This is a genomic window from Collinsella aerofaciens (assembly GCF_040926265.1).
In the GTDB taxonomy this organism is placed as follows: Bacteria; Actinomycetota; Coriobacteriia; order Coriobacteriales; family Coriobacteriaceae; genus Collinsella; species Collinsella aerofaciens_BB.
The window spans coordinates 41,735-66,811 of sequence record NZ_JBCOIL010000013.1 but is presented as its reverse complement, the minus strand read 5'-3'; the positions used below and the strand labels follow the sequence as shown (position 1 = coordinate 66,811).

The 25,077-nt window shown below is 60.0% G+C and carries 20 protein-coding genes; 12 read left to right on the top strand and 8 right to left on the bottom strand.

Annotated features, from left to right (window positions below):
- Both AB5767_RS05460 and AB5767_RS05455 read left to right on the top strand, forming a co-directional pair.
- On the top strand, positions 1–378 hold a 378-nt coding region (locus AB5767_RS05460; RefSeq protein ID WP_368132789.1), incomplete at its 5' end, for a helix-turn-helix domain-containing protein.
- Between the two features lie 504 nt (positions 379–882).
- Entirely contained in the window at positions 883–1,764 is an 882-nt protein-coding gene (locus tag AB5767_RS05455; RefSeq protein WP_368132294.1) for a putative endonuclease domain-containing protein, read from the top strand.
- A 241-nt stretch (positions 1,765–2,005) separates the two neighbouring features.
- Here AB5767_RS05455 and AB5767_RS05450 read toward each other — a convergent pair whose 3' ends face one another.
- A complete protein-coding gene (locus AB5767_RS05450) occupies positions 2,006–2,566 on the bottom strand; it encodes a ferritin family protein (protein WP_229042238.1) in 561 nt (186 codons plus the stop codon).
- A 256-nt stretch (positions 2,567–2,822) separates the two neighbouring features.
- Here AB5767_RS05450 and AB5767_RS05445 point away from each other — a divergent pair, with 256 nt between their 5' ends.
- The 6 genes from AB5767_RS05445 to AB5767_RS05420 all read left to right on the top strand — a co-directional run bounded on the left by AB5767_RS05445 (position 2,823) and on the right by AB5767_RS05420 (position 8,892).
- Positions 2,823–4,043 carry an iron-containing alcohol dehydrogenase gene (locus AB5767_RS05445; RefSeq protein ID WP_368132295.1) on the top strand — a complete coding sequence of 407 codons (1,221 nt, stop codon included), beginning with the start codon at positions 2,823–2,825 and terminating at the stop codon, positions 4,041–4,043.
- 9 nt (positions 4,044–4,052) lie between these two features.
- The gene (locus tag AB5767_RS05440) at positions 4,053–5,432 is read left to right on the top strand and encodes an aldehyde dehydrogenase (protein ID WP_138111901.1); all 1,380 of its coding nucleotides are present in this window, start codon (positions 4,053–4,055) and stop codon (positions 5,430–5,432) included.
- A gap of 425 nt (positions 5,433–5,857) precedes the next feature.
- A complete protein-coding gene (locus AB5767_RS05435; protein WP_035137041.1) occupies positions 5,858–6,184 on the top strand; it encodes an HIRAN domain-containing protein in 327 nt (108 codons plus the stop codon).
- Between the two features lie 18 nt (positions 6,185–6,202).
- A complete protein-coding gene (locus AB5767_RS05430; protein ID WP_195544263.1) occupies positions 6,203–6,382 on the top strand; it encodes a hypothetical protein in 180 nt (59 codons plus the stop codon).
- Positions 6,383–6,448: 66 nt separating this feature from the next.
- Positions 6,449–6,994, top strand: a complete 546-nt coding sequence (locus tag AB5767_RS05425) for a metallophosphoesterase (protein WP_368132297.1) — start codon at positions 6,449–6,451, stop codon at positions 6,992–6,994.
- Between the two features lie 140 nt (positions 6,995–7,134).
- Complete coding sequence (locus tag AB5767_RS05420; RefSeq protein WP_368132298.1) at positions 7,135–8,892, top strand: DUF2130 domain-containing protein; 1,758 nt, start codon at positions 7,135–7,137, stop codon at positions 8,890–8,892.
- A 79-nt stretch (positions 8,893–8,971) separates the two neighbouring features.
- Here AB5767_RS05420 and AB5767_RS05415 read toward each other — a convergent pair whose 3' ends face one another.
- From AB5767_RS05415 to AB5767_RS05405, 3 genes are all read right to left on the bottom strand, one after another.
- Positions 8,972–11,653 (bottom strand): DEAD/DEAH box helicase, encoded by a 2,682-nt coding sequence (locus tag AB5767_RS05415; RefSeq protein ID WP_368132299.1) that lies wholly within the window; start codon positions 11,651–11,653, stop codon positions 8,972–8,974.
- A gap of 309 nt (positions 11,654–11,962) precedes the next feature.
- Positions 11,963–12,802: a tRNA (guanine(46)-N(7))-methyltransferase TrmB gene (gene trmB, locus AB5767_RS05410; RefSeq protein WP_368132300.1), complete on the bottom strand. Its 840-nt coding sequence runs from the start codon at positions 12,800–12,802 to the stop codon at positions 11,963–11,965.
- Positions 12,803–12,920: 118 nt separating this feature from the next.
- On the bottom strand, positions 12,921–13,793 hold the full coding sequence (locus AB5767_RS05405) for a class I SAM-dependent methyltransferase (protein WP_022094355.1): 873 nt from the start codon (positions 13,791–13,793) through the stop codon (positions 12,921–12,923).
- Between the two features lie 267 nt (positions 13,794–14,060).
- Here AB5767_RS05405 and AB5767_RS05400 point away from each other — a divergent pair, with 267 nt between their 5' ends.
- From AB5767_RS05400 to AB5767_RS05385, 4 genes are all read left to right on the top strand, one after another.
- Positions 14,061–14,783 carry a helix-turn-helix domain-containing protein gene (locus AB5767_RS05400; RefSeq protein ID WP_195919581.1) on the top strand — a complete coding sequence of 241 codons (723 nt, stop codon included), beginning with the start codon at positions 14,061–14,063 and terminating at the stop codon, positions 14,781–14,783.
- Positions 14,783–15,682, top strand: coding sequence for a DUF4097 family beta strand repeat-containing protein (locus AB5767_RS05395; RefSeq protein WP_195919582.1), 900 nt, complete (start codon positions 14,783–14,785; stop codon positions 15,680–15,682). Before AB5767_RS05400 ends, AB5767_RS05395 begins: the two co-directional genes overlap by 1 nt.
- Positions 15,683–15,780: 98 nt before the next feature.
- Positions 15,781–17,688 (top strand): elongator complex protein 3, encoded by a 1,908-nt coding sequence (locus AB5767_RS05390; RefSeq protein ID WP_368132301.1) that lies wholly within the window; start codon positions 15,781–15,783, stop codon positions 17,686–17,688.
- Entirely contained in the window at positions 17,689–18,567 is an 879-nt protein-coding gene (locus AB5767_RS05385) for a spermidine synthase (RefSeq protein ID WP_368132302.1), read from the top strand.
- Between the two features lie 26 nt (positions 18,568–18,593).
- Here the strand turns inward: AB5767_RS05385 and AB5767_RS05380 are convergent, their stop codons facing one another.
- The 4 genes from AB5767_RS05380 to AB5767_RS05365 all read right to left on the bottom strand — a co-directional run bounded on the left by AB5767_RS05380 (position 18,594) and on the right by AB5767_RS05365 (position 25,017).
- The gene (locus AB5767_RS05380; protein WP_368132303.1) at positions 18,594–21,038 is read right to left on the bottom strand and encodes a DEAD/DEAH box helicase; all 2,445 of its coding nucleotides are present in this window, start codon (positions 21,036–21,038) and stop codon (positions 18,594–18,596) included.
- A 116-nt stretch (positions 21,039–21,154) separates the two neighbouring features.
- Positions 21,155–22,459, bottom strand: coding sequence for an ATP-binding protein (locus AB5767_RS05375; protein WP_368132844.1), 1,305 nt, complete (start codon positions 22,457–22,459; stop codon positions 21,155–21,157).
- On the bottom strand, positions 22,452–24,212 hold the full coding sequence (locus AB5767_RS05370) for a TerB N-terminal domain-containing protein (RefSeq protein ID WP_368131970.1): 1,761 nt from the start codon (positions 24,210–24,212) through the stop codon (positions 22,452–22,454). Before AB5767_RS05370 ends, AB5767_RS05375 begins: the two co-directional genes overlap by 8 nt.
- Positions 24,213–24,300: 88 nt before the next feature.
- Positions 24,301–25,017 (bottom strand): DUF554 domain-containing protein, encoded by a 717-nt coding sequence (locus AB5767_RS05365; RefSeq protein WP_368131971.1) that lies wholly within the window; start codon positions 25,015–25,017, stop codon positions 24,301–24,303.
- Between the last annotated feature and the right edge of the window lie 60 nt (positions 25,018–25,077).

The following is a 25,077-nucleotide window of genomic DNA, read 5'->3' as shown; positions in this document are numbered from 1 at the left end:
GCGAACTGGGCGCTCTACGAGATCGCGATCAAGCGCATGGCGTACGACGAGAGGACGAGGAGGTACGTGGCGAGGCGAACCTCCGAGGGGAAGTCCCGGAGGGAGGCGATCCGCTGCCTGAAGCGCTACATAGCGCGGGAGGTGTACCGCGTGCTCATGGACCCGAACCCCGACGGCGCCGCGCCGGAGGGCCCCGAGCTCGCGAAGATGCGCAAGGCGATGCGGGTGACTCAGAAGCAGGCCGCCGCGGAGCTCGGCCTGTCCGCAGCCACACTCGGGCACTTGGAGCGGGGGAAACGGCGGTCGACGAAACTGGAGAGGAGGTATTACGAGCTCCTGTGCGAATTGAAGGGAGCTCTCCCGCAAACTGCCTCTTGACAACTTATAGGAGCGTCGGTTTTGAAAAGCAGGAAGACCGGCCTGCTCGGAATGTTCAAAAAAGTCTACTCACTTGCCGCGTAAAGCTTCTGCATGAGAAAAAAATGGGGTTTTCAACAGGGCTTCGTCCAGCTCTCGACAAGCTTTTGGCCAGTTGGGGAGGGCTGTTGAAAACTTGGCAGTCCGTTCGGCGCCATTTTTGGTGCGTTCGCGCCAATGCGTGACTGACTGGGTTGAAATTCGTGTTCTCCTGTGCCTATGAAGGATCTACTTTGTGACATATCGGCTTTTAGGTACTGGCGTTTGCCTCCTCAAGTCCGCGCTTTGTGTCCGCCGCTTCCACGACCGGAAGAAGACCGGCAGCGATATGATCTCGCCCGCAACCCGACGGCTGCGGTCGCACTCGGTTTTCCGTTGTATACATTGGTTCGGACGAGAAACAAACGGACTTGTCCAGCCAGCATTAGGCAGCGGCTGTTTCTTGGTGAGCTTCCCAGGGAATCCGTGCTGGAAACGGAGCATGGGTTTTTGATTACGTCTCCTCTACTGACGGCATTCATCATGTCGCGGCACCTGACGGATCTCCAGCTTCTTTTGGTATTGGCGGAGATGTGTGGCTTGTTTGCGGTGTGCGCTCTGCCGGCGGCACTTGAGGCGGAGCTTTCGCGTGCAATTGATTCGGGCGCGATTTCGACAACGTTCGGTTGGGTGCGCTGCCCGTCCGAGGACGGCACCGCCTCAAATTTATGGCGTCGAGACGCTTTGGTTTTAGGCAGAGACCTTGACCTTTTTTGTTCAGATGTTTGCGGGATGCGTTACGGCAATAGATTTATGGCGGTATCGCAACTCGTTCCATTGGGTGCCGCGTCGCCTTTTGAAGTCGAGGCGTATTTGTTGCTTGGACTGCCGCGATCCCTGGGAGGCGAAGGTTTTTGCGGCATAGAACTTAATGTTGAAGTGATGCTAAACACAAGTGCTCGAGCGATTGTGGGAAAGTCCCGTGTATATATCGACCTACTTCTTTCTTCACCGGACGGTAGGCGACAGGTGGCCATTGAATGTCAGGGAAAGGCCTCGCACGGACGCGCAGGGGATGGCTTGCGTGACGCTGATCGCATGACGGCCCTTCAGGCCATGGGCTACGATGTACTTCTCCTGACACACAGACAGATATCGGATGAGGATAGATTCCGCGCGATCGTTAAGGCCGTATGCAGGATGTTCGATGCTGAATATCGTGATAAAAGCTCGGATGAGCAAAGGGCTGAGACATTACTTCGGTCTGAACTATTCGTTGACTGGACAAAATTGGGAGTAATTGACGGAAAGATGCCCGTTAGACACAAAACAGCTCGATCGTGGACGGCTGCGGTTCTAAGTGAGTAGACTTTTGGCACTTTGGCGACCAGGCCGTTTTGAAACAAGTCATTTACCTGCGACTTTATAAAGCAATACGGATGGTCTGCTCGGCAAGTTCCAAAAAGTCTACTCACTTAGTTTTTGACGAGAAACCTATGCCGAAGGCGGTCCTATTTCAGGTAGTTAACAAGTTTGTGAGGCACGAAAAAGGCCCGAACCATGCGGTCCGGGCCTCATCGAGCTAGAGGTTATGTCTCAGGTTGCTGGCTTAGCCGAAGTAGCGCTTGAGCAGGCCGGCGAAAGCCTTGCCGTGGCGAGCCTCGTCGCGAGCCATCTCGTGCACGGTATCGTGGATGGCATCGAGGCCAGCGGCCTTGGCGCGCTTGGCAAGATCGGTCTTGCCGGCGGTGGCGCCATTCTCGGCCTCAACGCGCATCTCGAGGTTCTTCTTGGTGGAGTCGGTCACGACCTCGCCCAGAAGCTCAGCGAACTTGGCAGCGTGCTCGGCCTCCTCGTGGGCAGCCTTCTCCCAGTACAGGCCGATCTCGGGATAGCCCTCGCGATGAGCGACGCGAGCCATGGCCAGGTACATACCGACCTCGGAGCACTCGCCCTCATAGTTGGCGCGCAGGTCGGCAACGATGTCTTCGGAGACGCCCTCCATCTTGGCGACGCCCACGACGTGCTCGGCAGCCCACTCGAGCTGACCCTCCTCCTGCTTCAGGAAGCGAGAACCGGGAACGCCGCACTGGGGGCACTTGAAGTCCTCGGGCAGCTGGTCGCCGTCGAACTCTTCCACATAACCGCAAACGGGGCAAACAAACTTCATGATTCGATCCTTTCGATCGATGGCGATTGCGCGCTCGTCCGGTCCCGTAAGGGCCCTCTCCGGACGTGCGTCTTGACGAGTTCTATTATCCATAAATGCAACCAAATGTGAAGCCTATTAGGAATGATTTTTAATAAAACAATTTTGAGATATGAAGATGTTGATTGATTAACGATTGGCAGGCCGTCTTTGACCGCCGCTGAGTACAATCGGGCGAGCAAATGTTGACCTATCAACAAATGAAGGAGTTTCCTTTATGCATCTAGCCCGTCGTGCCTGGTGCCGAACATATCAGACGGTTTTTCGCATTGCATTGCCGATCCTGCCCTATACCGAGCCGCGCATTTTAGAGCATGCCGAGGATGTGCCCGCGGTGCTTCAAAAGCGCTCGATCCAGAAGGTCCTTATCGTGACGGATCCCGGCATTGCCCGTCTGGGGCTCACGGCACCGCTCGAGACGGCGCTCGCATGCAGGGGGATTGCCGTTACGGTCTATGCCGAAACGCGTGCAAACCCCACGGTTTCAAACGTGGAAGAAGCGGCGTCCCTGTATCGAGAGAGCGCCTGCCAGGCCATTATCGGCTTTGGCGGTGGCTCGGCCATGGACTGTGCCAAGGGCGTGGGCGCACGCATTGCGCAGCCAAACAAGCCCATCAACAAGATGCGCGGCCTGCTGCGGATTCATCGTCGCCTGCCGCTGCTCATCGCCGTTCCCACTACCGCCGGTACGGGAAGCGAAGTCACGCTTGCGGCGGTAATTACCGATGACGGGACGCACTACAAATACCCCATTAACGACTTTGTGCTCATCCCGCGTTTTGCAGTCCACGACCCCGAGTTTACGTGCGGCTTGCCCGCTTCCATTACGGGGCAGACGGGCATGGACGCCCTGACGCATGCCGTTGAGGCCTTTATCGGGCGAAGCACCACGCCCTATACGCGCAAGATGGCGCGACAGGCGGTGCAGCTTATCCACGACAATTTGCTCGAGGCCTATGAGCATGGTGACGACATGCGCGCTCGTCGCAATATGCTTTCGGCGGCGTATAAGGCGGGCGTTGCGTTTACCCGCTCCTATGTCGGATATGTGCATGCCATCGCGCACAGTCTGGGCGGCCGATACGGAATTCCGCACGGTTTGGCCAACGCGATCATCCTGCCGCACATGCTTCGCGCTTATGGTGACGCCGCCGCCCCCAAGCTTGCCGATCTTGCTCGCATGGCGGGCATTGCGCCGGCTACCGCGCAGGATAGTCTTGCGGCCGAGGCCTTTTTCGATTGGGTCGACCGCATGAACGAGATCCTGGGAATCCCCAAATATGTCTCGGGCATTCGCCGCTCCGACATTCCCGAAATGGCGGCGCATGCCGATGCCGAGGCCAATCCGCTATACCCCGTTCCGCTTTTGATGGACCGCTTGGAGCTCGAGCGTATGTACGAGGTCGTCGCGGGTGGTATGTTTGAGGACGAGAACTAGGAGGGTGCCATGAACACCGAGGAAATTGCGCGCATCGTCGGCGATCAGCGCACTTACTTTAAAACGCACGCTACGTTTGATGTTGATGCCCGACGTCGCGCGCTCGTGAGTTTACGCGATGCGGTACGGGCGCACGAGGCCGATATTGCCCATGCACTCAAGACCGATTTGGGAAAGTCGCATGACGAGGCATATATGTGCGAGATCGGCACGTCGCTTTCCGAGATTCGTCATCAGATCGCTCACGTGGCTCGATGGAGTCGTCCGCGCCTGCGTCCGTGTGACCTTGCCAACGCCGTGAGCGCGTGCAAAACGCAAGCCGTGCCCTATGGCGTCACGCTCATCATGGCTCCGTGGAACTACCCGTTTTTGCTAACACTCGAGCCGCTCGCCGGCGCCCTTGCCGCGGGCAATACCGTGGTCATCAAGCCGAGTGCCTATGCTCCGGCATCGAGCGCGGTGCTCAAGCAAATCTGTGAAGAGGCATTTGATCCGCGCCTGGTGACGGTTGTCGAGGGCGGGCGCGCCGAGAACGAAGCGTTGCTCGATGAGTGTTGGGACAAGATCTTCTTTACCGGTAGCGTTCCGGTCGGCAAGCTCGTCATGGAGCGCGCGAGTAAAAACCTCACGCCCGTGACGCTTGAGCTGGGCGGCAAGAGCCCCTGCATCGTGGATGCGACGGCAAACTTGAAGGTTGCGGCGCGGCGTATCGCCTTTGGTAAATGGCTCAACGTGGGGCAGACCTGCGTGGCGCCCGACTACCTGCTGGTCGATGCGCGCGTGCACGACGAGCTGCTGGACCTCATCAGGGAAGAGGCCCGCCGTATGTTTGGCGAGCATCCGCTCGATAACGAGGACTACGGGCATATCGTCAACGCCAAGCATTTTGCGCGCGTGCGCGGGCTGATCGATCCCGATAAGGTCGTGCTGGGAGGCACGGCGCGCGAGTCGTCGCTCAAGATTGAGCCGACGATCCTAGACGGCGTGACCCCCGATGACGCCGTGATGCAGGAGGAGATCTTCGGTCCCATCTTGCCGGTGCTGACGTTTGAGAGCCTAGACGAGGCCGAGACGTTTATTACGGATCGTCCGACGCCGCTGGCCCTGTATATCTTTAGCCAGGACCGTTCGGTTCAGCAACGCTTTGTGCGCTACGTGCCCTTTGGCGGCGGCTGTGTCAACGACACGATCATGCACTTGGCTACGAGCCATATGGGCTTTGGCGGCATGGGCGCGAGCGGTATGGGGCAGTACCATGGACGCGAGAGCTTCGATACGTTTAGCCACAAGAAGAGCATCGTGAACAAGGCAACTTGGCTGGACGTGCCGTTTCGGTATGCGCCCTACGCAAGCTGGAAGCACAAGTTCGTGCGCATGTTTGTGCATTAGAAAAGGGCGCAGGTAATACGAACAAGTGTTCCTATTACCTGCATTTTGCGTTAGACTACTGTTATGGAGCACGGATGGGCCAACTCCCTTTAGAAGGGATTTGGTATGAACGTAAGCGATGTTATTTCGTTATTGGCGTTGTTGATTGCGGCTATCGAACTCGGTCTGTTTATCGGCCGAATGAAATAGCCGCCCCCGCGTAAGCGAAGACGGCCACTTCTCACGATGAAAACGTGTATCGGAGTTGGCAAGACCCGCGGCAACGGGTGCCATCCGTGTTCCTATCTTATCTGCAAGCGTTCTGTCGCGCAAGCGTTGAGGCAAACGATTGAAGGACGCAGACAGGATGTATTTGTGTCCGCACGGGACCGTAGACTTCTCAATAAGGTTACACACCGGTTTATCCGGCCGTTAGAGGAGCTGCTATGTACGAGCCTTCACGTGTTCTTCTGTCATTTCACATTGCAGGATTTCAGTATGCCGATGGCGCCTTGGTCCTGGGCGATCTTAAAGCGGGCGATAAGCTGACGCTGTGTGCCGAGCGCGATAATCCCCATGACCCCGAGGCAGTTGCGATCTACTATGGCAAGACCAAACTTGGCTACGTTCCGGGAAACGAGGTCGGCCCGCTGTCCTTGATGATGTATTACGGCCACGAGGACGTATTTGAGGCCCGCGTGCAACAGGTTGCCCCCGAGCGCAGCCCGTGGCACCAGGTGCGCGTTGGCCTCTATGTGGTGGATGCCCGCTAGTCGGCAATGGAGGCGGCCATGTTTGATGACGACGACCAGTTCGATCTGACAGACGATCCGTTTGAGTGGGATCTGCTACTCGACGACGATGAGTTGGAGCAGGATCGTAAGAAACGGCAGGACAAGAAAACTCAGAGTGACGCTTCGAAAAAGCAAGACAAACGCCGCCGCGGACTGTTCGGCGGGCTCTTTGGATAACCGCCGCATCGCTGCGTCTGTATACTTAGCACGAGTTGAACACGTTGCGAAATGAGGACACAGACGATGATGTGGTTTACCGCCGACTTGCACCTGGGCGATACGAATATCTTGCACGACATGGACCGGCCGTTTGGCTCGGTCGAGGAGATGAACCGCAAGGTCATCGATGCCATCAATGAGTGCGTGGCTGCGGACGACCGCCTCTATATTCTGGGTGACTTTACCTATCGTTTGCCCCTGGTGGAGGCGGTGCGCCTGCGCGAGCGTATCGAATGCCAGAACGTGACGCTCATCCGCGGTAACCATGACGGCGACTGGGAAGATTCCGACGTACCGCAGATTTGGGAAGACGTGCGCGATTACCTGGAGATTGCTCCCGGCTATGCCAAGGGCCACCGTCTGGTTATGAGCCACTACCCCATGCTCAGCTGGAACGGCAAGGCACGTGGCGCCATTATGCTGCATGGGCATATCCACAGCAGGGGTGACCGCGCCAACGCACGCAACCGCGATCGTGAGCGCCCTATCTTTCGCTACGATGTCGGTCTCGATGCCAACGAGTACAAGCCCGTAAGCCGTGATCAGATTCTTAGCTTCTTTGGGTTATAGGGCGCCAGGGCCACCACAAAGGGGACAGGCACCTTTGTGGTGGCTCTGGCGCCGTTGCCATTATGGCGGCGGCGCCTTTTTTGTCCGTGCGGCGCGGTAGAGTGTAGGCGGTTGAAATTTGCGTCCATCGAGGAGCTGCTATGAACGAGATCAAGTGCCCGCATTGTGGCGAAGTTTTTAAGGTCGACGCGTCCGGCTATGCGGATATCGTCAAGCAAGTGCGCGATGACGAGTTCTCGCGCGACCTGGATGAGCGTGTGAAGGCAGTCCAGCGCGAGGGCGAGCAGGCGCTGGAGCTTGAGCGTTCGCGTTCGGCGTCTGCCCTGCAGGAGGCGGAGTCTCAGCGCAATGCTCAGCTTGTCGAGCAGAAGAACGCTGCGGCGCAGGAGTTGGCACAAGAGGTTGCCAAGCGCGATGCCGAGCTTGCTAAGCTGCGCGCCAAGCTCGAGGGCGCTGCCGCAGAGCGCGAGAGCGCAAGTCAGCGTGCGGCGGTTGAGGCCCGCGCCGATGCTCAAAAGGAGAATGCCGAGCTGCAGCGCGAGATCGACAACCTGCGTGCGCAGCTGGGGCGCAAGGATGACGAAGCCAAACTCGCCGAGGCGGCGGTGCGCAATGCCGCTCAAAACGACCTGTCCGCCCGCGACGCTCAGATTGCCGAGCTGCAGGCCAGGCTCGCCGCGGCGGACAAGGCCCAGGAGATGGCGCTTGCCGCTGCCGCGGCAGAGTCGCAGCGTGAGCTCGATGCCGCTCGCAGCGAGGCCGAGCGCGCGCTTACTGACTATCGCGCGAAGGTGCAAGAGAAGTTTTCCGCCGCAAAGGCTCAGTCTGAGCAGGAGGCCGAGGGCCTTCGTGCCCAACTGCGCGAGCAAGAGCTTACGGCAAAAATGAACCTGTCTGAGGCGGTCGCCGCGGCGGAGCGTGAGCGTGACGAGGCACGTGCCAAACTGACGAGCGAGCTGGCGGTGCGCGATTCTCGCGAGGAACAGGCTAAGGCGGCACACGAGCTCGAGCTCGCGCAGGCCAAGCGCGCGAGCGACGAGTTGATTCGCTACAAGGATGAAGAGATTGAGCGCCTTAAGGACATGAAGGTCCGCCTGTCCACCAAGATGGTGGGCGAGTCGCTCGAGCAGCACTGCGAGACCGAGTTCAACCGTCTGCGCATGACGGCGTTTCCCAACGCGTACTTCGAGAAAGATAACGATGCGTCCGAGGGTACCAAGGGCGACTTTATCTTCCGCGAGTGCGACGCGAGCGGCAATGAGGTCATTTCGATTATGTTCGAGATGAAAAACGAGAACGACGAGACCGCGACCAAGCATAAAAACGAGGACTTCTTTAAGAAACTCGATCACGATCGTCGCCAGAAAGGCTGTGAGTACGCGGTGCTCTGCACGCTGCTCGAGCCCGAGAGCGAGCTCTATAACGCAGGGATAGTCGACGTGAGCTATCGCTACGAGAAGATGTACGTGATTCGCCCGCAGTTTTTCATTCCTATGATTACGCTTCTTCGCAACGCCGCCATGGGTTCGCTGCGCTATAAGCAGGAGCTGGCGGAATACAAACAGCAGAATATCGACGTCACGAACTTCGAAGCCAAGATGGAGAAGTTCAAGAATGATTTCGGCCGCAACTACGAGATCGCGAGCCGCAAGTTCCAAACGGCGATCGATGAGATCGATAAGACGATTAGCCACCTGCAGAAAACCAAGGAGGCGTTGCTGTCCTCCGAGAACAATCTGCGCCTAGCCAACAAGAAGGCGGACGATCTTACCATTCGCAAGCTCACGTGGGGCAACAAGACCATGAAGGCCGCGTTTGACGAGGCGCGCGGGGCTGCGACAGAGACAAACGATGAGCCAGCCGAGGCGGATTCGTATGAGGTCGAGGGTGCCGAGTAAGGCATAGCGTATAGCGCAAAAGCGGGGCCGCTGGCTATATTGCCAGCGGCCCCGCTTCGTTTCGTTCCAGTATGTTCGGCTAGTCCTCGAGCAGGTCCTCGATAAAGCCGACGCGGTAGTTTTTGAAGATGACCTCGCCGCCGTCTTGCGTGGCGTCCAGATCGACATCGCCCATGATGCCAAAATCGTGGTCGCCATCCTCGTCGGCAAAGATCTGGTGCACGTGCCATACGTGCGCGGTCTTCTCCTCGGACTCGTCAATGGAAAACATCGCGGCGCTGCGGGCATCTCCGTCGGTGAGGATTTCCTCGTGCTGCTCGTGGTAAGCGTCGAGTGCTTTTTGCCAGCGGATCTCGCTCATGCCCCAGTCGTCGTCGAGCTCGCCCAGGTCGCGAACGTGCTCGCGGGCGGCAAGGGTCACGCGGCGGAAGAGCGCGTTGCGCACCAATAGCGTGCAGCCGCGACGGTCCGCCACGACCTCGTCGATGCCCTGCGGCGGCGCAGCATCGAGGGCTGCCGGGTTGCCGGCGTTCTCCCACTCATCCACCAGGCTCGAGTCCACCGAGCGCACCACAAAGCCCAGCCACGAGATAATGTCGCGCAGGCGCTCGTCGCGCTTCTCGATGGGCACGGTGCGGTCGAGTGAACGGTAGGCCTCTGCCAGGTAACGCAGCAAAATGCCCTCGGAGCGGGCGATGCCGAGCTTTTGGATATAGCCCTTAAAGTCGCTCGCGCTCTCCAGCATGTCGCGCAGGACGCTCTTGGGCGAGAGCTGGTAGTCGTTGGCCCAAGGTACTTCTTGGCAGTACTTGTCGAAGGCGGCATCGAGCAAGTCCTCGAGCGGCTTTTCGTAGGTGACATCCTGGATGCGCTCCAGGCGTTCCTCATATTCGACGCCGTCAGCCTTCATTTCGGCCATCGCGCGGTCGCGCGCGGCGCGCTCCTGCGCGCGCAATACCTGCTTGGGGTCCTCGAGCGTTGCCTCGACCATCGAGATCAGATCCATGGTATAGGTCTCACTCTCGGGGTCGAGCAGCTCCAGTGCGGCAAGCAAAAACGGCGAGAGCGGCTGGTCGAGCGCAAAGTCCTCGGGCAGATCGACCGTCAGTGCATAGTCGATGTCTGGCGCGGCGTCAGTCGGGGCGTCGGGCGCGGGCGGCACCTCGGTGCGAACGACGACGCCGGAATCGATGAGCGTGGCGAAGATTTCGTCGGCGCGAACCTCGAGCTTGGCCTTTTCCTCGGGGGTCTGCAAGCTCGTCTCGATGAGGTCGTGTACGCGGGCTCGGGCATCGCCGCCCTGCTCGACCACGCTAATCACCATGGAGTGCGTGATGCGAAGGCGCGGCTTGAGCGTCTCGGGCTGCGTCTCGATCAGGCGCTCAAAGGTCTGCTTGTTCCAGGTGACAAAGCCCTCGGGGGCCTTCTTCTTTTTAATCTTGCGGAGCTTCTTGGGGTCGTCGCCCGCCTTGGCCATGAGTTTGGCGTTCTCGATCTCGTGCTCCGGGGCCTCGGCGATGACCATGCCCTCGGTATCGAAGCCCGAGCGGCCGGCGCGACCGGCAATCTGATGGAACTCGCGGGCGCGCAGGCGACGCATCTTGTAGCCGTCGAACTTGGTGAGCGCGGTGAGTACCACGGTGTGGATGGGTACGTTGATGCCGACGCCGAGCGTATCGGTGCCGCAGATGACGGGCAGCAGGCCCTGCTGCGCCAGGCGCTCCACCAGCAGGCGATAGCGCGGCAACATGCCGGCATGGTGCACGCCGACGCCGCATCCAAGCAGGCGTTTGAGAATCTTACCAAAGGCCGTGGAGAAGCTCGTCCCCTTTGCCGCTTCTTTGATGGCCTCGCGCTGCTCCTTGCTGGCGATGCCAAAATTGGCGAGCGACTGTGCCGTTGCAAGGGCGGCATCCTGGCTAAAGTGCACGATATAGAGCGGGGCCTCGCCGCGGCGCATGGCGAGCTCGACCGTGCCCTCGAGGGAGGTCGTCACGTAGTCGTAGCTCAGCGGCACGGGGCGCGGGGCATCGACGACCAAGTCGCAGGTAGCACCGGTGTGTTCCTCGAGTGAGGCGGCGATGGCAGTGACATCGCCGAGCGTGGCGCTCATGAGCATGAATTGCGTGTGGGGCAGGGTGAGCAGCGGCACCTGCCAAGCCCAACCGCGGTCGGGGTCGGCAAAGTAGTGGAACTCGTCCATGGCCACGCAGCCCACGTCGGCATCTTCGCTCTCGCGCAGTGCGTCGTTGGCAAGGATCTCTGCCGTGCAGCAGATGACGGGTGCCTTGGTGTTGATATGCGTGTCGCCGGTAATCATGCCTACGTTATCGCGGCCGAGCACCTGCACAAGGTCGAAAAACTTCTCGCTGACCAGAGCCTTGATGGGAGCCGTGTAGTAGCAGCGCTTGCCCTGCGCCATGCCCATAAAGAGCATGCCCAGCGCGACGAGCGATTTACCCGATCCGGTCGGTGTGCCTAAAATGACGTGATCGCCGGCAGCCAGGTCCATGAGGGCCTCTTCTTGGTGATCCCACAGTTCAATGCCGCGATCGCTCGTCCATTCAAAGAAGCGTTCGAAGGCTTGATCGGGCGTGAGCCACGGTTCGGGCTCGCTGCCGTCCTCGGGCTCCCACCAGGTGGGGGAGAGCGCGCCGAGCGAGCCAAACTCGGCTTCGGTTCCCGTGCCGCCCGAGAATGAGCTGGCGGCGCCGGCGCCGGAGACGGTGCTGGCGGCGGTATCTGTCGTGGTCTGTGCCATGTGGTTGCTTTCTCTCGCGATTGTCCGCCAACTATTATGGCGTAGCGGCGCATCGATGCGTTTGCAGGCAAGAAAATGCAGGAAATGGGCGTTCTGCCCGGCCGTTTGGTGCAGTTGCCAGCTAAGTGAGTAGACTTTTTGCGATGTCGCGAGCACATGGATTTTGCACAAGGGTTCTATCTGCGGTTTTAGTTTTCGTTATGCGGGTTGTGCTTGGCTATTGCAAAAAAGTCTACTCACTTAGGTTTGAGGGTTGTTTGCTGGCGCCTATTCGCGCTTATTTGCTGACGCCGCGACCATCAGAAGCCCCTAGGACTCTTGCGGCAGGCGCTTCTTGCCCTTGCGGGCACGGTTTCTGAAGTTCTCGACGGCCTCTTCCATGCCGAGAGGCACGTAGGTGAGCTCATCGAGGTTTTCGGGCAGGTAGCAGGCAAGGCTTTGCTCCTGCGCGCGGCCCGCCGCGAGCTGCTCTTCGATGGGTTCCGCGCCGGGCGTAGCGCAAATGCCATAGACGGCGGCGCCCATCTCGCGCGTGCGGCATTCATATTCGGTCTCGGGATGCTCGGGATGGTCGCGGCGGACGTTGTCGCTTACCCAAAGCGTGTCGTAGCCGGCCGCGGTAAACTGTCCTAGGGCGTAGTCGCGCAATGGCTTGCTGTCGGTGCGCAGCGTGACGGTGGCGCCGGCTGCAAAGAGCGGGCGGTAGAGCATCAGATGGTCGACATGGACGAGTCGTTTTTTGGCGTACTTGGCCTTGGGCTGCGGCGTGGGAAAGTTAATGGTGATGACATCGAGCTCGCCTGCGGCAAACAGCTGCGGCAGCGATGCGGCGCCTCGGGGCAGGACGAGTGCGTTGGTCAGTTCCTGCTCGCAGATTTTCTGTGCGGCATAGGCGATGCAGATGGGTTCCTGGTCCATACCGATAAAGAGGGTGTTTGGCTCGTGGACCGCGCGCTCTACAAGGTACGTTCCCTTGCCACAGCCAAGATCCAGGTGAAGGTGTTCAAAGGGCTTGCTGCCTGCGGGCGCACAGGCCTTGCGCCAATCTCCGGCATAAGCCTCGGGGTTTGTCTCAATCGCATCGGCGTAGCGTTCCAGGCGCTCCTCGAGCACAAAGTTCTTAGGCGTGCGAACGTGGATGGCTCCCATGAGGCTCCTTGGTCATAAGTATGGAACGCATAGCTGCACGTTCCGTCAATGGATTGAAAAAGGGCGGGCATAGTTTGCCCGGAAGATGCGGTGCGGCTCGGCGGCGAGTCGTCGATGCCTACAGGCGCTTGAGAATCACATAGCGGTTGAGCTCGCCGCTGCGACCGTCGGCATGGAAGCGCTCAAGCTCGCGCACGGGAACCTCGCCGCTCTTGTAGAACGTACGGACGCCGCGCACCAGGTCGGTGATCTGCTGATCGTCAAAGTGATGGCAATAGCGGTAGGCGTGGCGGTCGTTTTGCCAGCCAATGAGGTGGTCGCCGGCTTCAAACTGGGCGGAATCGTAACCCTCAAACGGCGGGGTGAGCTCGGCGCGGGCTTCGGCGCGAACGGCTTTGCGCGCCATGCGCTCGTCATTCATAAACTCCCAAAAGCTGATGGCGATGATGCCGCCCGGGCGCGTTTGCCGCACCAGGGCGTCGAGCACGCGTACGCGGTACTCGCACGACGGCACGTGGTGCATAAAGCCAAAGCAGACCGAGATATCGGCGAGCGGGGCGTCGAAAAGCACGTCGGGTGTTTCGGCGGGGTTGAGCTTCATGAGGGCGTCGAGCACGTCGAGTTCCTGGAAGTGCAGGTTGGGAATGCGCAGCGCGTGGCCATGTGCATCGATGGCCAGGTCTTGACACGAGTCGACGCCATAGAACTCAAACGGGCAGCTGGCATCTGCCGAGGGGTTTGCGCCGTCGACGCCCTTGGCGGCAAGTGCGCCGCCGGCGGCAAAGTTTTCGAATCGCATATTGCCGCAGGCGAGATCGAAGACGCGGACGGGATGCTCGATCGTGGCGACGTCGAGCTGTTCGAGCGCGATGTCCATGGTGCGCACCCAGCCGGGCCACGGGGCCTGGCGCGTATCGGAAAAGGAGGCGGAGTGCTCGCGATAGAACGTGTTGTTGAGCTGGATGAGCGATGAGGCGAAATCGCGGTTCACGGCGCGGAACTCCCTCCGTTGGCGGTGCGGAATAAACAGTATGACCATACTACCGTTAACGTCGCAACGGGGACAACCGAGCTGCGGCTCATTGCTTTGTTTGGACACATTTCCGCAGCTCATATGTGCCCGCAACCGCCAGTTGTCAAAAATCTCACTAGAATAGGTGGCATGCTTTTGGCGGTGGCGGATAGATTTTTAACTGTGCAAGGCGCCTTAAGAACAAAAACGGTCCGGCGGCACGGCTGGCATCACATAGGAGGAACCATGAATGTAGAAACTGCGCAGCGGCTCGCCGACCTTCGCCGCAGCAAGGGCTTTAGCCAAGAAGGGCTGGCGCGAAAGCTGGGGCTGTCGCGCCAGGCGGTTAGTAAATGGGAGCGTGCGGAGAGCTCGCCCGATACCGAGAACCTGATCTCGCTCGCCAAGCTCTATGGTGTGAGTCTGGACGAGCTGCTCAATCCGAGCGATGAGATTGAGGACGATATCGAGTTTGAGAACGAGGACCGCGCTCGTCAGCGCGAGGCCGAGGCGGCAGAGCGCGCCCGCACCCATGAGGCGGCGGCGCGCGCCACCGAGGCGGCAACGCAGGCAAGTGACGCGGCAGCCAAGGCGGCGCAGGCGGCAAGCTGGAGTGCGCAGGCTGCCAATGCGGCGACGGCTCAGGTGACGGGTACCGGTGCGGCTGGTCCGACTCCGGTGAAGGGTCCGTTCCAGTCATTCCCGTATTGGGCCGTGTGCTGGCTGCTGTTCTTTTTACTGATGTTCCTGTTTGGTGCCGGCCCCTTTGCTGCGCTGATCTTCTTCACGATTCCCATCTATCACTGGGTGGCGCGTGCACTCGATGGCGATTGGGCGCGCGGGGATATTCAGGTTGGTCCGGCACCGGTGGCGGTCAGGGCCCAGGGGAAGGATACTTCTGCGGAACCTGATGCTGACGTGGCTACCGCGGCCACCGCTGAGCCATGTGCCAAAGAAGGTGACGAATGATGAAGCTTTCGCATGAATCCAAGCTGCGCCTGGGCGTCGGCATCGGAGCGTTTGTACTGATTATCGGGCTTGTTTTTGGCGTTTCGCGGACTTTGATTCATTTTGATGGCCCGTGGGATCTCGACGATGTTATACCCGGCTTGTCCGGTATGGACGATGTGGTTGATGACGACGATTTTATGAACGATGGCGGTAACTATTCCGCTCGGCCTCAGCAGCTTTCGTGTACGACCTTTGATGCCGATGAGTTTCGCTACCTCGATTTCGATATCGATGCGGCTACGGTGGACGTCAAGGTTATTGATGGTAACAAGGCTCGCGTTATCGAGCGGGGACGCGTTGCCAATGGTATGGATGCCTCCAAGGCCGCGACGCAGAACATCGCATCCGTCGAGGACTCGACGCTCAAGGTTTCCCAGTTTGGAAGTGATGACGGTAAGGCAATCGATCGCTCAGTTACGGTCGAGCTGCCGCGCCGTGTTGCCGAACATCTGAAGGGAGTCAACGCGCACGTGGGCTCGGGTGATCTGCAGATTGCCGGTGTCACCTGTGATGGTTTCGACCTTTTCCTGGGTGCGGGAGATGTAGAGTTTGCGGGCAGCGTGACTGATGCGCTCAGTGCTGAGGTCGGTTCGGGCGATGTGACGTTCGAGCTCTACCAGGCCCCCGCGAAGTCGATGGACGTGAGTGTGGGCTCGGGCGATGTGGAGATGATGGTTCCGAACTCGACGGGCTTTAAGGCGAGCCTTACCCTGGGCAGCGGCGACTTCGAGAGCGATTTCCTTCCGCTTGGCTACGACGGCGAGACCATTTTGAATCTTGAATTCGATAACGGCGATAAGTCTGCTACGTATCGTTTTGAGGTCGGTTCGGGCGACATGTCATTTGATTCAGAGTGACGGGCGGTTATCGAAGACTTATATACCATAGCTGCGCTGTTTGATGAAGGCGCCGAAGCCGAGATCGGCTCCGGCGCCTTTGCCTTTACAATGGGGGCATGGAACAGATTATCTTGAACATACTCGAGGCTCTGCGTCGCGGCGAGACCGTGGATGACAAAGCGCTCGTCAAACTGATACATGCCGAGGCGCGCCGTGAGGGTGCTGACAAACGCGATTTGGCCAAGCGCCGTCTGCTGCCGTTCTACCAGCGGGTAAAACGTGAGGAGCCGGCTCGTTGGGCTGGGTGGAATGTCGATGCCGAGCTGGAACGTCGACTGTTGCAGGTGCTGCGTATGAAGCCTCGTCGCACGGCCTCGGGCGTGGCGACCATTACCGTCATCACCAAGCCCTGGCCGTGCTCGGGCGATTGCCTGTTTTGCCCCAACGATCTGCGCATGCCTAAAAGCTATCTGCATGCCGAGCCGGCGTGTGCCCGTGCGGAGCAAAATTGCTTTGATCCGTATTTGCAGGTGAGTGCTCGTTTGACCGCGCTTTCGCAAATGGGGCATGCAACCGACAAGATCGAGCTTATCGTTCTTGGCGGTACTTGGAGCGACTATCCGGAAGGCTATCAGGCATGGTTTATGTCGGAGCTCTTCCGGGCGCTCAATGATGATGCGGTGGCGAGCGTGGCGGCAAACCCCATGTTGGCGCGTCCGGGCATCAGCCGTGCCGAGGCAGAGCGCCTGCTCGATGACGCGCCCGCCGATGCGCTGCCGCCGGTGGTGGCGGAGCGCCGCGAGCGCTATCGGGCCGCCGGCATTGCGACAGACGAGGTCGAGCTTGCTGCCGGCGTTGCCGACGAGCAGGGGCGTGTGGATGCTGCCGTGGGCGGCTATAACCGCGCAGTGCGTCGTCTGTACGGCCCCGGTACGCCGTGGGGCGAGGTCGCCGTGTGGCAGACAGCAACGATGGAAGAGCTCGAGCGGCAGCAACGAATCAACGAGACGGCGAAGCATCGCGTGGTGGGACTCGTTATCGAGACGCGCCCCGATGCCGTAACGCCGCAGGCCCTCACGCTCATCCGCCGCCTGGGCTGCACCAAGATCCAGATGGGTATTCAGAGTCTCGACCAACATTTGCTCGATATCAACGAGCGCCGCATTTCGGTGGCGCAGATCGAGCGGGCGTTTTCGCTCGCGCGCCTGTTTGGCTTTAAGATCCACGCTCATTTTATGCTCAACTTGCTGGGCGCCACACCCGAGGGGGACAAGCGCGACTACGAGCGCTTTATGACCGAAGGGGCCTTTATGCCCGACGAGGTCAAGGTCTACCCGTGTGCGCTCATCGAGGGCTCGCGTCTGGTGGGCTGCTATGAGCGTGGCGAGTGGCGCCCCTATACCGAGGATGAGCTGCTCGATGTGCTGGCCGACGACATCGTGGTGACGCCGGCGTTCTGCCGTATCAGTCGCATGATCCGCGACTTTAGCTCCGACGACATCATGGTGGGCAACAAGAAGCCCAACCTGCGTCAGCTCGTTGAGAACCGCCTGGCGGCTCGTGGGGAAGGCGCGACAGTGCGCGAGATCCGCTATCGCGAGATCAGCACGGCGGGTGCCGACCTGGATGAGCTGACCCTTGACGAGGAGGTGGCGTACGAGACGCCGGTGACGCACGAGCGCTTTTTGCAGTGGGTGACGCCGCAGGGTAAGATCGTGGGCTTTTTGCGCCTGTCGCTGCCCGATCGTACTTTTGTTGCCGCGCATGCGGACGAGTTACCGACGACGCCGGACGAGGCGATGATTCGCGAGGTGCACGTGTATGGCATGGCGGCGCGCGTGGGGGATCAAGGCCAGGCGGCCCAGCACCATGGATTGGGGCGTTTGCTCGTAGAGCATGCATGCGAGATCGCCCGGGACGCGGGCTATGCGCGCATCAACGTGATTAGCGCGATTGGCACACGCGAGTACTATCGCCATCTTGGATTTTATGACCATGGCCTTTATCTGCAAAAGGAGCTCTAGATGAACAAGCCGAGTGTTTCTGCTGGTGTCGTTGCCGGCGTTGCTCTGGGAGCCGCGGCGCTTGGTGCGGCCGCTGTCGCTGTTCGTGCTGCCTGTCTGCAGGTTGCGCGAACCCGCAATGGGTTGGCACGTGTGAAACGCGTGCACGATGAGGGCGGCGATGAGATTCGCGTGTTGGTGCAAGGCGGCGTCTACCAAAGCGCAAGCTACATTGGCGAGCGTTGGGCGGAGCCCGTCTTTGCGTACTATCGTGCGTTTGACGACGTGTTTGAGTCCGAGGATGCGATGCGCGACGCTTATGGTCACGGCATCGACCGTATGCTTATGCTGGGCGGCGGTGGGTTTGCCTATCCCAAGTTCGCGCTGATGTCGCACGAGAGCTTGCGCATGGACGTCATTGAGTACGATGCCGAGATTACGCGCCTGGCGCGCCGCTGGTTCTACCTGGACGAGCTGGAGCGCGCGGTGGGCGATCACCTGCGGGTGATTACCGCTGAGGCTCGCTCGTATCTGGGTGTGACGAGCGTGGGCCATCGTCGCTACGACGTGGTCGTGAGCGATTGCTTTGGCGGTGCCGAGCCCGTACGCGAGCTGGCGACGGTTGAGGCGTTGCGTTTGGTGCGAGGTAGCCTGAACCCCGGGGGCATCTATGTTGCCAATATCGTGAGTGCGAACAGGGGGAGCGACGTGACGTTCCTGCGCGATTGCGTCGCCACGGCACTCGAGGTATTCGCCCGCGCCTGGGTGGTCCCATGTGGCGATACAGAGTTCGGCGGCGAGGAGAACTACCTGCTCATCGCCAGCGACGGCGACTATGCCTTTGCCGAAGCCGTGCCTTTTGACGTCGACTTCCTCGGCACTGCCCTTCATGACAAGTAAGTCTCCCCGTCCCAAAAAGACTGGTTTTATGTGTGGTCGCGCCAGCCGAGAACGCGCTGCTTCATGCCTTCGGTGTCGAGCACGCCTTCGGCAAAGCCCTTGCGCACGAGCTCTTCGGGAACAAACTCGTCGTAGCGGTCAAAGTAAGGCACCTCGCCAGGATAGACGAGCTCGATGGGATCAAAGTCCTTCTCGGCCTCGGCGGCGAGCACCTCAAAGAACGTCTCCTCGTCGGCCTTCATCTTAAACTGCATAAAGTACGGGCGTGATGGGTCGAGTCCGCGAAGGCCCAGCTCCGCGGCACATTTAATCTTGAGCATGCGCTCGAGCGCCAAAAAGGCGTAGCTGCCTAGCCAGGGAAAGAGCACCCAGGTGTCGCCGCCCAGGTTAATGAGCGGTTTAGTTCCCGCACCCGAAATCTCGGCGGTATGACGAGCCTGTGCAAGGCGTGCCCGTGCGTTACCCATAAGGTACGGATATACTGCGTGCTCGTTGAGCGCCTTGCGCATGCGCTCGAGTACGTGTGTATTGATGTCGCCGGGGCAGTCGCCAAAGTAGGCCGGCACCCGGCCCTTGACCTGCGTGGCAAAGACGGTGTGGCGCTTCCAGTCCACTTCCTCGACAATCCAGCAGTGTCCGGCGATGGCGATGCGCTCACCGGGCGGTGGCGGATTGACGATCGTGCCCAGCTCGGCCGATTCGCTGCGAACGGTGAACTCTTCGTTTTCCTGGAATACGGCGTAGAACTTAAAGTTGTTAATGATGCGCTCGCCCGCGAGACCCACGATGAGTCCGCCGCCCTCGGTGACTTGGATATGGTCGATCTTAATGAGGTGACGCAGCAGTACGCGATAGTCATCGGCCGAGATGCGATGGAAATAGCTGAGTGTGAGCACGCGCTGGGCAAGCTCTGCCGGCGTGAGCTCGCCGGTGCTGGCAAGCGTCGACATGGTCTGGTGGTAGAGCAGGCTGTAGGGGAGTCGATCGAGCTCGGGCGGCTCGACCCACTTTTCCTCGCGATAGAGTTGTACGAGCGCGATGCCCTGCAGGAGCTTCCACGGAATGGTCTCGGGCATCATCGTGCGTGGCTCGGGCTCTTCCTCGCGCATGACAAACCACATCTCGGGCGGAAGGTCGCGGCGTCCCGTGCGGCCCATTCGCTGCAAAAAGGAACTGACGGTAAATGGCGCATCGATCTGAAACGCACGCTCCAGACGGCCGATATCGATACCGAGCTCCAGCGTAGAGGTGGTGACGGTCGTTTGTGCCTGCTCCTCATCGCGCATGAGTTCTTCGGCCGTCTCGCGTAGCGATGCCGAAAGATTGCCATGGTGGATGAGAAAACGGTCGGGCTCGTGTCGACTTTCGCAGTAGCTGCGCAGCATGGAGCACACGGCCTCTGCCTCCTCGCGCGAGTTGGCAAAGACCAGGCACTTACGGCCGCGCGTATGTTCAAAGATATAGCCCATACCGGGGTCGGCGTTGTCGGGCGCCGTGTCGGTGGGGTTGAGAAGCGCCTGCTCGGTCGCTCGTGGGATGTCGACTTCGCCCTCGGGGGCCGAGGAAGTTTGGCGGTCCTTGGGAGCGGCCTTGCCCCGTGCCCGCTCACGACGTTGACGGCGCTCCTCTTGTGTGAGCTGTCCGCTGTGACGCATGTCTTGGGCGCCGGCGGGCAGTGCCGCGGATGCCGCCGCCTCGATACGCTCGCACGCAAGCACTTCGGCCTCTTGAGGACCCGTGCTCTCGAATCCCCGCTGCTGTGCCTGGGGACCCGAGTTGTAGAAGTGCTCCATGGAGATGCGCCACACGCGGCGCGGTTCTTCAAAGCGGGGGATAACACAGTCGCGCCCCGTTCCCTGTGAGAGAAAAGCGCCCGTGCGCTCGGGGTCGCCGATGGTGGCCGAAAGGCCAATGCGTCGAGGCTGCACGCCGGCCATGCGCGAGAGCCGCTCGATAAGGCAGAGCGTCTGCCCGCCACGGTCGCCGCGCATGAGCGAATGGACCTCGTCGATGACCACGTAGCGCAGGTCGCAAAACATGCGCGGGATCGCCATGTGCTTATGGATTAAGAGCGCTTCGAGTGACTCGGGCGTAATCTGTAAGATGCCGCTCGGTTTTTTGATGAGCTTAGCCTTGTGCGACTGAGAGACATCGCCGTGCCAGTGCCAGACAGGGATATCGGCCTCTTCGCAGAGGTCGTTGAGACGGACGAACTGATCATTGATGAGCGCCTTGAGGGGGCCGATGTAGAGGGCGCCCACGCTTGCGGGCGGGTTCTCCCAAAACTCGGTCAGGATGGGAAAGAAGGCTGCCTCGGTTTTGCCGGAAGCCGTGGATGCCGTCAGGAGCACATTATCTTGCGTGTTAAAGATGGCGTCTGCCGCTGCAACCTGGATAGAGCGCAGACTCTCCCAATCGTGGGAGTAGATGAAGTCTTGGATAAACGGAGCATATCTGTCAAAGGCGTTCACGGGGCCTCCTCTCAAAAACGAATCTCTCAACGCGGCTGGCAACGGCTTGCTGCATTGCTGCTTCAACGTTTGCCCAGATAAAACCTGCCAAAATAAACCTGTCCCTTTTTGGCAGGTTAGATGGTGAATTCGGCGAAGTTGCGGTCACCGTCTGCAGCGCCGGTGTCGCCTGTTGCGGCTGCCGGCGCCAGCGCGTCGCCGCCGACGCTTTGCAGCAGCTCCGCCACATTTGCATCGGGGTTCTGACACAGGATATCGAGCAGCTCGATAAAGTCACGGATGACCTCACGCGGCGTTAAGTGCGTATCGGCTCCCACGCGGCCAAACTCAATCTTGAGAAAGTCCACCAAGTCGTTCTCGGTAAGCGTGGGCGTCCAGCCAAAGTAGCCGGCATGGATCTGCATGAGTTTTTCGATGAGCACCAGCAGTTCCTCATAGGTGAGTGGCTGCAGGCGGATGATGGGCGCGAGCATGTCCTTAAGGTCCTCGCGCGCAAAGCGGCCCTGAGCGAGTCGGCTGCGCAGGGCCTCGTAGGAGAACACGCCGCGGCGGCGGTCTTCGATGGAGGTTGGCGTGCCGCCCATGATCATGCCCAGGTACTGCGCCTTGCCCTGGAGCGTGTCGTTGTACATGGTCAGGATCTTCTCGTAGTTGTATTGGCGTGTGATGGCGTTGGGAATCTTATACAGATTCACGAGCTCGTCGATGAGCACCAGCATGCCCTTGTAGCCGCTGCAGACCAAAAAGCGCGCAATGAGCTTAACGTAGTCGTACCAGTCGTCATCACTGATGATGGCCGAGGAGCCCAGCTCGGCGCGTGCCTCACTCTTGGTGCGGTACTCGCCGCGAATCCATTTGGTCACGCGGCTCATGGCTTCTTCGTCGCCCTCGGATACTGCCGCGCGGTAGCGGCGGAGCATGCGGGCGAAGTCGAAGCCGTGGACCATTTCCTCGAGCGGGGCCAGTTGGGCATTGACGGCAGACTCATCGGCATCGGCACACGAGGCGACCCAGCGATCCAGGATAAGGTTGAGCGCACCGCCCTCGGGGCGCGTTTTAGTCGATATGTTGCGGATGAGCTCACGGTAGGTGGCAAGGCCCTGTCCCTGGCCGCCCTGCAGGCGGCGCTCAGGGGATAGGTCGGCATCGGCCACGACGAATCCCTCGCCCATGGCGTGCGTGCGGATGGTCTGGAGCAAAAAGCTCTTGCCGGCGCCGTAACGACCGACCAGAAAGCGGAAGCTTGCGCCGCCGCCGGCGATGAGACTCAGGTCGGTGAGCAGGGCGCGGATCTCGACCTCGCGTCCTACGGTGATATAGGGAAGGCCGATGCGCGGGACCACGCCGCCCTTGAGCGAGTTGAGAATGACGGCAGCGACGCGCTTGGGCACGCGGGGTGCTGCGGATGCGTTATCACTCATGGTCTAGGTATCCTCTCACGTCTGCTTCGTAGTCCTCGATAATGTGCGGTGCCGCTGCGTCAAATTCAATTACGGTGTCACCCACCAGGTCAAAGAGCGCCTCGTTGATGGTATCGACGAGCATGTCCTCGCTCTGCCCCGACCTCTCCACTGCCGATGCCGTCTGCGCTGCGTTTTGCTCGAGTAGTGCTCGAAGATAGGCGTCTGCGGCGGGATCGAGTGCGGTTGCGGTGCCAGCGGGTGCAGTCGATACGACCGCTGGCGTCGGTGCGAGCAGCGGCGCCACGACACCAAACTGTTCGGTGGATATGGTCGGCTCGTCGGCCTCGTCCTGCCGAATGGGTGCCGCGACCAGCTCGACAAACGCGTCTGCTGCGGGCTCGGCTTTCGGCTGCTCGGAACCCGCCGTATCGACCTCTGCGAGCACATCATCCTCGCGCTCCTCATCAATCAAAAGCGCTTCACGCGTTTGCGCGGCGGCGCTCCGAATGTGCCCCAGCTGACTCAAATCGATATCGATCTTGACGGGCTGGTGCGCGGCGTCCCACGAAAGCCATGCTACGATCTCGTCATCGATGATCTTGGCCAGATATTTGGGGACCTTCTCCTCCTTCAGGGGATGGGTGGGGTCTAGGGCCAGGCGCAGGCGTTGGTCGCAGGCGCGCATCATCTCACCGAGCTTGCTGCTTTTTTGTCTGCTGCCGTGGATGCGCATGCATTCCCAAAAGCCATTTTGGCAGCGGTAGATGTGAATGGGGTCCAGGCGATATTCGCAGTCCTCGTGGCGCTCGGGCGCAAAGAACACGGCCGAGGCAAACATGGTGTAGGGCATGGCCGTCTCCTCCCCAAACAAGCTCGCTACGATGCCGGTCTTTCGGTGCGTGTCATAGTAGCGCGCCATACGGACATACACGGCGCATGCCACGTGGCGCAGGTCGCGATGGTGGGAACGGTCGAGCCGTGAGTTATTCAGGTTGTACGTGGAGAGGGCGTTTATAGCGGTCATGAGTCGCTCCTCGCCTGCCTCGTCGGGCGGAAGGGGGAGCGTGGGCTCGGAGGTTTTGCGACGCTTGGGGACTTGGGCCGACGGCGTCGGTGTAGGTGCAAGGTCTCGAGCCGCGCGGCGCAGCTCGATGAGGGCGTTGTCGAACATGACGGTTTTAGAGTCGCGAAGCAGCTTGGGGTCGAGTCCGTGGAACACGGCGTAGTCCTGCAGCCACACGCGTGCAAACCGGTCGATGCCGGGCTCGAAGGCGCGGTAGGCATCCCAAAAGGCCTTGATTTTGTTAAAACCATCGAGTGGGTCATCTACGCCAATGCCACAGATCAGCTCATAGAGATACAGGAAGGCAAAGGACGTAGACGTTTCCTCGACGGTTCCGCGGCGCACTTGGGCACGCCAGGTAAAATAGCCACGCAACTGCCGATCGCTCATGGCGTTATAGGTGGGAAAGTACGACTTGAACGTACCGTTGTAGGGGCAGTCGTCCTCAAAGTCGGCCATCAGCAGGCCTTGGCGGTAGAAAAGCTCGGCTTCCGAAAGCCAGCGACCCGCGCCGCCTTTGGGGTCATCCTGCCAGCGCGATATCTCGCGCATCTTGCGGTACTGGTCGGGGAGGAAGTTCTGCATCTGACGACCAGTTTTGAGAATCGGCTCGTCAGCATAGACTTCGTTTGAGAAGCGAGCAGACTGATGGGTCCGGGCCTCGGCCATAATGCGCTCGATGAGCATCTTGATGTCCTGGTCGGCCACCGTCTCTCCTCTCCTAACGCAGCTTCGGTGACCTCATATCATAGCACAGCATCAAACAGGTGTTCGAGATACCGCTACGTAGATAGATTTAGAACAGGAGGGCATAGATGACGGCTATGACAACGGAGGGGAGCATATTGGCCGTGCGGAAGGTCTGAGGACGGATGAGGTTGACTCCGACGCAGAAGATGAGTATAGAGCCCACGAGCGATAGGCTGTCGAGGGCGGCGGCGGTCATGATGGGGGAGAGCGCGCCGGCAAACAGCGTAATCGTTCCCTGGAATACGGCAACGGGAAGGGCGGAGAAGATGCAGCCGCGGCCGAGTGAGGCCGTCATGGTGCAGACGATGATGCAGTCCAGCGCTCCCTTGAGGGCGAGCGTGGACCAGTCGCCGAGCAGACCGTCTTGGATTGATCCCACGATAGCCATGGCACCGATATAGACGGTCAACGATGTCGAGACAAAGGCATTGGTGAACTCGTTGTCTCCCTCGCTGCCGGTTTTGCGCTTGAGCCATTCGCCCAGGTTTTCGATGCCGGCTTCCAGGTTTATGGCCTCGCCGATGAGCGAGCCAAGGGCAAACGAGACGATGAGCATGGCAGCGCCGGTGGTCGCCAGCGTTTTCCCGTCAATGACGAGCATCTTTTGCATGGTGCCGCCCAATCCGATAAACAGAACGCACAGCCCCGACGCCTTCATGAGTGTGTCTTGGATGCGGGGCGTGATAAAACGTCCGCCTATAAGGCCCAGCAGTCCGCCCGCAATCAAAAGCGCGACGTTGATGATCGTTCCCAAACCCGGCATGAGCCCTCCCATATTGATGCCAACCTGGCAATCGTAGCAGAACGGGCTGCAGGGTGCGTC

Coding starts and splice junctions, on each gene's coding strand:
- AB5767_RS05440 (WP_138111901.1), top strand. CDS start 4,053: ATGAACACCGAGGAAATTGCGCGCATCGTCGGCGATCAGCGCACTTAC.
- AB5767_RS05445 (WP_368132295.1), top strand. CDS start 2,823: ATGCATCTAGCCCGTCGTGCCTGGTGCCGAACATATCAGACGGTTTTT.
- AB5767_RS05395 (WP_195919582.1), top strand. CDS start 14,783: ATGAAGCTTTCGCATGAATCCAAGCTGCGCCTGGGCGTCGGCATCGGA.
- AB5767_RS05420 (WP_368132298.1), top strand. CDS start 7,135: ATGAACGAGATCAAGTGCCCGCATTGTGGCGAAGTTTTTAAGGTCGAC.
- AB5767_RS05415 (WP_368132299.1), bottom strand. CDS start 11,653: ATGGCACAGACCACGACAGATACCGCCGCCAGCACCGTCTCCGGCGCC.
- AB5767_RS05375 (WP_368132844.1), bottom strand. CDS start 22,459: ATGAGTGATAACGCATCCGCAGCACCCCGCGTGCCCAAGCGCGTCGCT.
- AB5767_RS05400 (WP_195919581.1), top strand. CDS start 14,061: ATGAATGTAGAAACTGCGCAGCGGCTCGCCGACCTTCGCCGCAGCAAG.
- AB5767_RS05425 (WP_368132297.1), top strand. CDS start 6,449: ATGATGTGGTTTACCGCCGACTTGCACCTGGGCGATACGAATATCTTG.
- AB5767_RS05430 (WP_195544263.1), top strand. CDS start 6,203: ATGTTTGATGACGACGACCAGTTCGATCTGACAGACGATCCGTTTGAG.
- AB5767_RS05390 (WP_368132301.1), top strand. CDS start 15,781: ATGGAACAGATTATCTTGAACATACTCGAGGCTCTGCGTCGCGGCGAG.
- AB5767_RS05385 (WP_368132302.1), top strand. CDS start 17,689: ATGAACAAGCCGAGTGTTTCTGCTGGTGTCGTTGCCGGCGTTGCTCTG.
- AB5767_RS05365 (WP_368131971.1), bottom strand. CDS start 25,017: ATGCCGGGTTTGGGAACGATCATCAACGTCGCGCTTTTGATTGCGGGC.
- AB5767_RS05435 (WP_035137041.1), top strand. CDS start 5,858: ATGTACGAGCCTTCACGTGTTCTTCTGTCATTTCACATTGCAGGATTT.
- trmB (WP_368132300.1), bottom strand. CDS start 12,802: ATGGGAGCCATCCACGTTCGCACGCCTAAGAACTTTGTGCTCGAGGAG.
- AB5767_RS05450 (WP_229042238.1), bottom strand. CDS start 2,566: ATGAAGTTTGTTTGCCCCGTTTGCGGTTATGTGGAAGAGTTCGACGGC.